The following is a 9,003-nucleotide window of genomic DNA, read 5'->3' as shown; positions in this document are numbered from 1 at the left end:
ACTCGGATAAACTGACGCATAACCGGATCCCCCTTCGACTAGCCGCTTCCCAGGCCACTTCTTCGCTCTGGCACTGAGAAGATGGCTCTTATCTTGCCAGGGCTGGAGGGAAGAAGGAGTGACCGGGATCCCGCCGAAACTGTGATTCAGATCGGACTTAGCTAGCCGGTAACCGATTTGCCCGGAGGGTCTGGGCTGCTGGCTCGCACATAGGCCTGCCAAGCCAAGTCCAAAAGTCCATCCAAGACCGCCGCCGCCACGGCAGGGCCGCCCTTACGTCCCTCGGTGCGAATGTGGGGCACCATGGAATCGGCCAGCTCCCGCTTGGCTTTCACCACATCCACAAACCCAGCCGGCGTGGCAATTACCAAAGCAGGGGCCACCTCTTTCTCGGCGATTAACTGCACCAACGTGGAAAGAGCCGTCTGGGATTGGCCAACGATAAAGATGGCCTCAGGATAGCGTTGGGCCAGCGTTTCCAATCCCCAAGCAGAGCGGGTCTTATCTTTTTGGGGACGGGTGACAGCTTCGCTGCCGCAGTAGATGGGATTGGAAAAGGTGTTCTGCACCGCTCGTGCAATGCCCACCTGCACCATTGGCTCGTCCACCACAATGGTGGTGCGCGCCGCCAAAGCCGCCGCCCCCGCCTGCAGCGCCTCGTTAGCAAAACGGAGGAGGTGGAGATACTCGAAGTCTGCCGTAGCGTAAATCACCCGACGCACCACCTCATATTCGGCGGGGGAAAGCTCGTGCTTACCCACCTCCTGGTCAATGATCATCAGGCTTTCCGCATCGGTGACATGCCACTCCATTGCCCCTAGACCTCGTGCACCAGCCGCCCTCCCAGCATTCTAGCTGGGGGAAACCCAGAACTAGCCTGGCGGCCAGCCCATTGCCCGACCGCCCAGGACGTGGATGTGCAGGTGAAAGACGGTTTGACCGCCATCTTCTCCTTGGTTGATGACCAAGCGATAACCTTTGCTTAGGCCAGCTTCGGCAGCCACCCGCTGAGCCGTCAGCAGCAGGTGCCCCAGCAATGCTTCGTGTTCGGGCTTGGCCTGGGCAATGCCGGGGATAGGCTCCTTGGGCACTACCAAGATGTGGACAGGGGCTTGAGGGGCAATGTCTTTGAAGGCGATGGCCCGCTCATCTTCGTAGACAATCTGGGCCGGGATCTCCCTGCGAATGATCTTGCTGAAGACGGTGTCGCTCATAGGTAGTCACCAACCAATCCTGCCCTTAGCCTACCCGCTTTATGATTGGTTGAGCAGCCACTCAAACTCCCGCTGTAGGGATTGGATGTGCCCTACCCGTGAGACCAACAGGGCATCTTCCCCGGCGTCCCGCAAGCGAGACCGCCACAAACTCACCAAATCGGGGTTGCTGCACCAAAAGCGGATCACCGCTTCGACCAATTGATCCCAGTCCCAGCCCCGCCGCGCCGGCAGCTCTTCCAAAGACTGCAACAGCGCATCCAGGGTGCAAGGGCGGGTGCCTAAGTACTCTACCCCACAAGGCCGCTTTGCCAGCTCCTGCTGCTGATAGAAGAACTCAAGGGCAGGCGCAACGCCGATGATCTCAAAGGTATAAACCATTGGATCCAGCTCTACGGAGGCGAAAATGCAAAAAGAGGTCGACCAAGCTCTTGACCGATTCACGCTGGGATCCCTTCCCAACCCTCATCGGCCTGAACCTGAAGGTTAATAGATGATAGGCACTGATTATACTCAACTTGGGCCAATTGCCAAGGCTAAAAGCAGGCGGGCAGAACTCTTTTTCCGCCAGCCACTCCCTGGGGAGGGGATGCTTCGGCACCCAAGCGGGGAGCCTTGCCTGATGAGCGCTCTGGTGAACAATCCTGCGCAGATAAGGGAGAAAACTGCTAGCAAACCAAAGTAAGGAATGCTAGCACTCGTCGAGATTTTTTGCGAGTTTAACAGTCGGCACCCGCCTCTCCTACAGACATCAGAGAGACAGTGGTTTCAAGAGGGCGAAAGCCTAGAAACAACCGGTGCAATGAAAGTCTCCGGCCTAGGCTGGTATTGCATTTTGGACGCTTGGCGGCGCAGGAGAAGGAGGGGTAGGAAGATGAAACTCAAGGCGCGGCCGGCCTACCCCGTAGGTGAGGGTGTAGCTCCAGCTCAGGCAGCGCAACCACAGCCGGGGGTAGCGGGGCTCCAGCCAGGGCTGTAGGCGCCGCAACAGCTTGGGGAACCAACTTCCCAGGAGGGCCGAGAGGAAGGCCAGGCCAGTGTAGCTAAAGTAGGTGGGCAGCCAGCGGGCAAAGCCTTCTGCCCCCACTGCCTCCCAGATCCACCCTAGCAGCCGTGGGTTCTGCAGAGCGGCTTTGACGGCCATGCGGTTAAAGGCCAGCCAACCGGCTCGGTCTTTGATAAAGTCGTCCACCACCTGCGGCGGCTCGGTGGTGAGGATGCCGAAAAAGCTGTTGAGGATAGCGTTAATGCGCTCGGGCGGCAGCACTTTACCAGTGGGCACCATCATGCCGCAGGAAAACAACCAGGTCACCGCTGAGTTACCTTGGTAGGCGCGAATCTGGGCTAGGTCGGCGGCTTTTAGCAGGTCATGGCGCAAGGCTGTATCCAGCAACTCGCACAGGCGGGGGCAGTTGCGCACCAGGGATCCAAACCCCGTAAAGCTCAGGGGTGATTGCAGGGCTGCCGCATCCCCAATCAAGAGGACACGATCGAAGGGCTCCTTGGGAGCTGGCTGCCGGCCAAAGCGCCCGGGGATATAGCCAAAGGTGGCCTTTTTCCACTGCAGACGCTCCGGGTCACAGCGGCGGTACTCGGGCAGGATGGTAAAAAAGTCTTCGTACAACTCCAAGAGGGATCCCGGGTTTTCTGGGTGTACCTGGTGGTAGTGGAACAGGTAGAAGGTGAGATCCTCCCCTGGCCCAGGGAATAGTTCCCAGATAAGTTGCCGACCGCGGCTGATGTCCCCGTGGCTGGCGAGGATGTCGCCAAATTGGGGATCCCAAACCCCTGGCTCAAACCCCCCTGCAATGGTGGCCCCCACCGTTGGGCAGACGCTGTCAAAGGCGCGGCGGCCGTAGAGCTGCTGGGCAATGGGGGAGGCTGTCCCCATGGCATCCACCAACAGGCGGGCTCCCAGAGAGAACGCTTCTTGAGTGGTTAAGTCCTTAACCACCACCGTGACGCCCTGCTCCTCGATGTAGGCCCGCTGAAACTCGCTGCGCTCATAGATGGCGCCGCCACAGGAGCTTAGGATCTGGCCACAGAGCTGCAGGAGCTTTTCGGCATCGATGGCCAGATTGAGCACCGTCGGCGTGTGCAAGACGGGGGCGCGCACGGGGCTGTTGCCATCAAAAAACTTGCTAAACCCATCGGTGTATTCCCGTAGGATCAGGCTCTCCATCTGCTCAGGGCTGAGGAGGCCAAACTCCACCAGCGTCTGCAGCTCCCGCCGCGAGATGTTCCACTCCCGATTCATGCGGCCAAAGGGGAGCCGTTCCACCAAGGCTACACGATAGCCCAGGCGGGCCATGGCCGCGCCGTAGATGGCCCCCAGCGCTCCGCCCACGATCACCAAGTCCCACGCTTGAGGGGCGGGCTCTGGGGTGGGCCGGCGAAACAGCACCGGCTGCCGCTGAGGATGGGGGGATTGCACTTCTTCCCGCCAGCGCTTCTCCCACCAGTAAACCCGCTGCAGGTCGAACTCGCCGTTGGGAATGCGGCGGAAATACTTCACCGTTTGCGGGTAAAAAGGCTCCAGTTGCTCAAAGATGGATCCCTGGCTGGGATCGACCTCTGGCAACTGCGGGTAGCGGTGGGGAAATTGGCTTTGGATGGCCCTCTCCACTTCCTTTAGCCAGCGATCCTGCCGGGGGAAAGGCCGCTCTGACCACTGAAAGATCTTGAGATAGGTGGTGTTCAGCCCCGACCAGAGGAAAACGGCCAGCTTGGCTCCGGATCCCTCTAGGCGCAGACCGCTGGGGGTAAGCACCTTTTGGCTGCCCGTAGGCAGAGGCAGGTGCTCCTGCAGCCAGCGCAGCACTTGAGCAGTATCTGGGCAAGGGATCTCGCGGTAGTAGAGGGGCTTGAGCACAGCGCCAAGACAAAAAAAGCCAATTTTTACCCATTGTGACACGACGGGATCCCTGAAAGGGCGGTTGTCTCAACCATCCGCCCCCAGAGAGGTCAGTAGCGCTCAGGAAGGGAAAGTGGCAAGTCGAGCCGCCTGCCGGGAATCCGACTCCAGGGCTTGAAGCTGAGCCTGGCGGGTTTCCCAACGGGATAGCTTGGTGGCCCTGTACTTGAGTGCCGGGCGGAAAAGCCCGTAAGCTCATGCAGCTTGCATAGCTACAGGGCAAAAGCCAGCTTCTTGGAGGCAAACGAGCTGCCCGGTGCCAGTGAAAAAACCGACCGGTGGCCAGCCTCTGCGCGGGTCTTACGCGAGAAAGAGGCGCTTCCAGCCCAACTTGCTAAAGAAAGTTAAGCAGAACCTTGGGGCTTTGCCTCAGGAACTGGGGAGGGAAGGTTTGACAACGCCTTTACGCGTCGGTTTGTGGACTGCGAGTTGGCGGGAGTGCTAACGCTTGCTTCCTTCGAGCCGAGAAGATTTGGGGATTCCCTCTACGAAGCCGCAAAACATTGCTTCATTTCCTGCAGCACCTGGGCATCCTGGGAGGCAGTTCTAGCGCCTGCTTGGGCAGCCCAGCACTTGAGACTTTCGATCTGGTCGCGGGCAATGGAGGCCAGGGGCACGGTTTCGCGGATGGCCTGTAGGATGTCTTCCTGGGTGAAGTCACGCCGAGCGCCGCTGCCGCTGCCCCCAAAGGCGTTGTACATAGCATCTACAATGGCCTGCTCAATCTCAGCGCCACTGAAGTTCTGGGCAGCCGCTGCCAAGGCATCCAGGTCAAACTCCCGCAGCCGGCTGGGGCGTAGCCGCTGCAGGTGTACCCGGAAGATCTCCTTGCGCTCGGCGTGGGTGGGCAGGTTGAGGAAAAAGATCTCGTCAAAGCGGCCCTTGCGCAACAGCTCCGGCGGCAAGAGGGGCACGTTGTTGGCCGTGGCCACGATGAAGACCGGGCTGGTTTTCTCCTGCATCCAGGTAATCAGGCTGCCAAACACCCGGCGGCTGGTGCCCGAATCGCCGTCGGCGCCGCTGGTGATGTTGCCAAAGGCCTTGTCAATTTCGTCAATCCAGAGCACACAGGGGGCCATGGCCTCCGCCAGTTGGATCATCTGGCGCACGCGGCTTTCCGATTCCCCCACAATGCCAGCAAACAGCCGCCCAACATCCAGCCGCAACAGTGGCAGCCGCCACTCATTGGCAATGGTCTTGGCGGAGAGGGATTTGCCGGTGCCCTGGATCCCCACCAGCAGCACCCCCTTGGGGTTGGGCAGGCCGTAGCGCCGCGCCTCTTCGGTAAAGGCTTCCTGGCGCACCCGCACCCAAGCTTTGAGGTTGTCCAGCCCGCCCACGCTTTTTAGGGTCTCGCGGGCGGTGAAAAACTCCAGGATGCCGGTCTGGCGGATGGCCTGCTTTTTCTCCTCCAACACCAGGTCAATGTCGGCCTCGTTCACCTCCTGCTTGGCGGCCAAGGCGCGGGCCAAAACGCGGCGGATGCGCTCCCGGCTCAGCCCCTGACAGGCCTTGACCAGTTGCTCACGACCTAGAGGGCTGAGCTTTAGCTTTTCCGGGGCCACGTAGAGCTGGATGAGGCGGTTGATCTCCTCGCTGTTGGGCAGGGGAATATCGACAACAGTGATCTCCTCGGCTAAGTCGCTGGGCACTTCCAGGGTGTGGCTGAGCAGGATCAGCGTCTTGCGGGTGCGCTTGAGCTCGCGGCTGAGGTTCTTCAGCTCCCGCAGGATGGGGGCGTTTTTGTCACTGCTGGCATTGCGCAGCACAAAGTGCAGATCCCGCAGCACAAACAGGGTGTCTTCCTGGGGGGCCGAGCGCCACACCCGCCCTAGGGCGGCCATGATGGAGCCGCGGTCTTCGCCAGTATCCTGCCAGCCCCGCACCAAATCCCAAAACAGCAGCCGCCGCGGCGGATTGGTTCTCTTGGCTACTTGCACGAGCACGGCGTCCGCCGGCTCCTCTTCGGGGGAAACCAGGTAGATCAGGGGGTAGCGGGCCCGGATCATCAGATCCAGCTCCTGGATCAGCTCCCCTTGCACCTCAGTGGCAATCCCAGTCAAGCCGGGATCCCCACTGCTTTCCCTTTGCCGAGTGAGCTCAGTGAGATCTTTTGCGGCTTCTGCCATCGGGAGTTAGAAAGGTCTTGAGAGGATTCGGGGTCTATACTTCAGGATAGAGCAGGGATCCCTTGCAGCTCCGCCAACATGGCGCGGGCAGTCTGGGTGGGATCCGCCGCTTCCATCAGGGCCCGCACCACAGCTACGCGGCTGGCGCCAGCCTGGCGCACCTCCGGCAGGTTGTGGAGATCAATGCCGCCGATGGCAAACCAGGGCAGATGGGCCTTCTCAGCGGCTAGGCGCACGTACTCCAGACCAGCAGGGGGTTTTTCTGCTTTGGTGGGAGTGGCATAGACAGGGCCGACGCCGATGTAGTCCACGCCGCTACTGAGGGCTTGGGCCAGCTCCTCAGCGTTGGTGGTGGAGAGGCCAATTAGGCGCTGGGATCCCAGCAGATGCCGGGCTTGGGCAACCGGCAGATCTGTCTGGCCTAGGTGCACGCCGTCCGCCTGGCTGACCAAAGCCAAGTCCACCCGGTCGTTAACAATCATCAACGCCTGATAGCGGTCGCACAGCTGCCGCAGCTGTTTGAGATCCCAGAGCATCTCCCTATCGGGGAGGTTCTTGCGGCGGTACTGTACCAAGGTTACCCCCCCCCGCAGCGCCTTCTCCACCACCTCCAGCCAGTTGGGCACCGGGCTAGTGACTAGGTAGAGGCGAGCTGCCAAAAGCCGCCGGCGCAGGGATCTGCCCAGCAGCTCACTTTCAAGAACGTAGAGGTGGTAGCGCATGTCTTTGGCCAGCTTGGCTAACCCAGGGGCCACCCACTGGTGGGATTCAGCCAGCTTGCCGTATTCTTCCAGCACCCGCAGCGCCTCCTGGACGCGGCTGCAATTGGCCTGCAACAGGTGACTGAGATCCCGCCGCTCCTCTTCCTGGGGATGGGAGATCTGGGTGCCCGGGTCGGCAGAGGTGTCGCGGGCCAACCGCAGCGGGTCGCTGTGCCAACGAGCTAGGGCCTGGCGCATCGCCTTGCATTCGCCAGCCAGCTCGCCGTTTTCTAGGCCAAAGCGAAACCACTCCTCCAGGACCCGCAGCCCTTCGCGAGCACGGTCAAGGTTGGCATCGAGAATCCGGGCAATGGCCTGGGGTTTCATAGGTACATAGGTGGAAGTAAAGGGGATCCCTATCCCCAACTCTGATGGAGGGGTCTCCCTCCTGCCTACCCTAGGGGGCAGACGGAGTCCGTTGCCAGAGGGCGTTGAGGAAAGCCTGCTGCGGCGTGTGGCCCCAGCCAAACTCGCGGGGGCCAGTCCCTTCCGGCAGGTAGGCCCAAGCGTAGCAGCTGCAGGCAGGGAAGTAGCGGATCTCCCACCAGGGCTGACCGGCTGGCACATCCTTTACCGCCCGCCAGAACGGCCCTCGCTGGCGCAAAAGACGTGTTTCGACAAAGTAAGGGCCTTCCAGCTGTAGGGTCTCCACTGCAGCGATCAACTCAGCTCGTTGGCGGTCGTTCCGGAGCATTCCCTAGCTTCCCCCCTTGGGTTGGCTCTATTTTAATTGAGGGGATCTGATCGACGCCATGGGATCCCCTGCCCTGGCGAGGTTTGGAGTTGCCACCAAGCTGTAGGAATGCCCTTGAATCCACCAATGCCGGCGCGGGTGCTGTGCCTAAGCAATGGCCACGGAGAAGACGAGGTGGCTAGCCGCATTGCCTCAGCCCTCACCCAACTGGGGATCTCAGTGCAGGCCCTGCCAATTGTAGGGGAAGGTGTGGCGTATCGACGGCAAGAGATCCCACTGCTGCCCCTAACTCGGGTAATGCCTTCGGGGGGGTTTATCTACCAGGATTGGCGGCAGTTGTGGCGAGATCTGCGCGCTGGCCTGTTGGGCCTGACAGGAAAGCAACTGGCCCTGGTGCGCCGCCTAGCCCCTCAGGTGGAGCTGGTGCTAGCCGTGGGAGACATTGTGCCCCTGGCCATGGCGTGGTGGAGCGGGATCCCCTACGTCTTTGTGGGCACGGCCAAGTCGGACTACTACTGGCGGGACGAACGGGGGCCCTACCACCGCTCTTGGCTGGGACAGCCGGTTTCCGATTACTTGCCCTGGGAGCGCTGGCTGATGGCCCACCGGCGCTGCCTAGGTTCTTTTTTACGGGATGAGCTGACGGCAACCGCCCTGCAGCAACGGGGCCTGAGAGCCTTCTACCTGGGCAACCCCATGATGGATGGTCTGGAGCCGCGGGGAGAATTACCTTTAGATCCCGACCGGCCTGCGGTGCTGCTGCTGCCGGGATCCCGCCCTCCGGAAGCCTACCGTAACTGGGCCTTGATGATGCAGGTGGTCGAGCAACTGCCGCTGGAGATCCAAGTTTATGCAGCCCTCAGCCCCACCCTGGAGCGGGCGCCTCTTCAGGAGAAGATTCCGCCCCGGCGCCGCGACTTGCTGCTGGTGTGGGGGGATTTCGGCACCTGTGCCCACCGAGCTACGGCGGTGTTGGCCATGGCGGGGACAGCCACGGAACAATGCGTCGGTCTAGGGAAACCGGTGGTGACGCTGCCGGGGGAGGGGCCGCAATTTACTCCCCGCTTTGCCGAAGCCCAAAGTCGCCTTCTGGGATCCGCCGTTCACCTCACTTCGCCGCAGCAGGCCCCTGGCGTGCTCTGCCAAATTCTGGACCGCCTGGCCAAGGATCCCACTTACGCCGCCCAGCTGCGGGCCCACGGTCAACGGCGCATTGGCTCCCCAGGCGCTGCCCAGCGCATTGCCGCCCACATCAAGGTCCTGCTTGCCGGTCCCAGCGGCTAACCTGTTT

At 61.3% G+C, this 9,003-nt stretch carries 8 protein-coding genes; 1 reads left to right on the top strand and 7 read right to left on the bottom strand.

The genetic code is table 11. The features are described from left to right. Positions 1-161 precede the first annotated feature (161 nt). The 7 genes from NW827_RS10770 to NW827_RS10740 form a co-directional block, all read right to left on the bottom strand. Positions 162-812, bottom strand: a complete 651-nt coding sequence (locus NW827_RS10770; protein WP_414403550.1) for a precorrin-8X methylmutase — start codon at positions 810-812, stop codon at positions 162-164. 60 nt (positions 813-872) lie between these two features. After that, entirely contained in the window at positions 873-1,214 is a 342-nt protein-coding gene (locus NW827_RS10765) for a histidine triad nucleotide-binding protein (protein WP_414361150.1), read from the bottom strand. 39 nt (positions 1,215-1,253) lie between these two features. Then, positions 1,254-1,595, bottom strand: a complete 342-nt coding sequence (locus tag NW827_RS10760; RefSeq protein WP_414361148.1) for a hypothetical protein — start codon at positions 1,593-1,595, stop codon at positions 1,254-1,256. Positions 1,596-2,031: 436 nt separating this feature from the next. Continuing rightward, positions 2,032-4,128 (bottom strand): FAD-dependent oxidoreductase, encoded by a 2,097-nt coding sequence (locus NW827_RS10755; RefSeq protein ID WP_414503676.1) that lies wholly within the window; start codon positions 4,126-4,128, stop codon positions 2,032-2,034. Positions 4,129-4,613: 485 nt separating this feature from the next. Beyond that, positions 4,614-6,137 carry an AAA family ATPase gene (locus NW827_RS10750; protein WP_414503677.1) on the bottom strand — a complete coding sequence of 508 codons (1,524 nt, stop codon included), beginning with the start codon at positions 6,135-6,137 and terminating at the stop codon, positions 4,614-4,616. 161 nt (positions 6,138-6,298) lie between these two features. Continuing rightward, entirely contained in the window at positions 6,299-7,345 is a 1,047-nt protein-coding gene (locus NW827_RS10745; RefSeq protein WP_414403562.1) for a thiamine phosphate synthase, read from the bottom strand. 70 nt (positions 7,346-7,415) lie between these two features. Next, positions 7,416-7,712, bottom strand: a complete 297-nt coding sequence (locus tag NW827_RS10740; RefSeq protein ID WP_414361144.1) for a hypothetical protein — start codon at positions 7,710-7,712, stop codon at positions 7,416-7,418. Positions 7,713-7,826: 114 nt separating this feature from the next. Between NW827_RS10740 and NW827_RS10735 the strand changes: the two genes are divergently transcribed. Then, positions 7,827-8,996 (top strand): lipid-A-disaccharide synthase-related protein, encoded by a 1,170-nt coding sequence (locus NW827_RS10735; protein ID WP_414403548.1) that lies wholly within the window; start codon positions 7,827-7,829, stop codon positions 8,994-8,996. Positions 8,997-9,003 lie beyond the last annotated feature (7 nt).

This window comes from Synechococcus sp. H70.1 (genome assembly GCF_047502705.1).
GTDB lineage: Bacteria > Cyanobacteriota > Cyanobacteriia > Thermostichales > Thermostichaceae > Thermostichus.
Note: the sequence above shows the minus strand (reverse complement) of the source record. Positions and strands in the feature narration are given on the sequence as shown.

Excerpts from the sequence above, each read along its gene's own strand:
- NW827_RS10770 (WP_414403550.1), bottom strand. The coding sequence starts at position 812 with ATGGAGTGGCATGTCACCGATGCGGAAAGCCTGATGATCATTGACCAG.
- NW827_RS10765 (WP_414361150.1), bottom strand. The coding sequence starts at position 1,214 with ATGAGCGACACCGTCTTCAGCAAGATCATTCGCAGGGAGATCCCGGCC.
- NW827_RS10760 (WP_414361148.1), bottom strand. The coding sequence starts at position 1,595 with ATGGTTTATACCTTTGAGATCATCGGCGTTGCGCCTGCCCTTGAGTTC.
- NW827_RS10750 (WP_414503677.1), bottom strand. The coding sequence starts at position 6,137 with ATGATCCGGGCCCGCTACCCCCTGATCTACCTGGTTTCCCCCGAAGAG.
- NW827_RS10745 (WP_414403562.1), bottom strand. The coding sequence starts at position 7,345 with ATGAAACCCCAGGCCATTGCCCGGATTCTCGATGCCAACCTTGACCGT.
- NW827_RS10740 (WP_414361144.1), bottom strand. The coding sequence starts at position 7,712 with ATGCTCCGGAACGACCGCCAACGAGCTGAGTTGATCGCTGCAGTGGAG.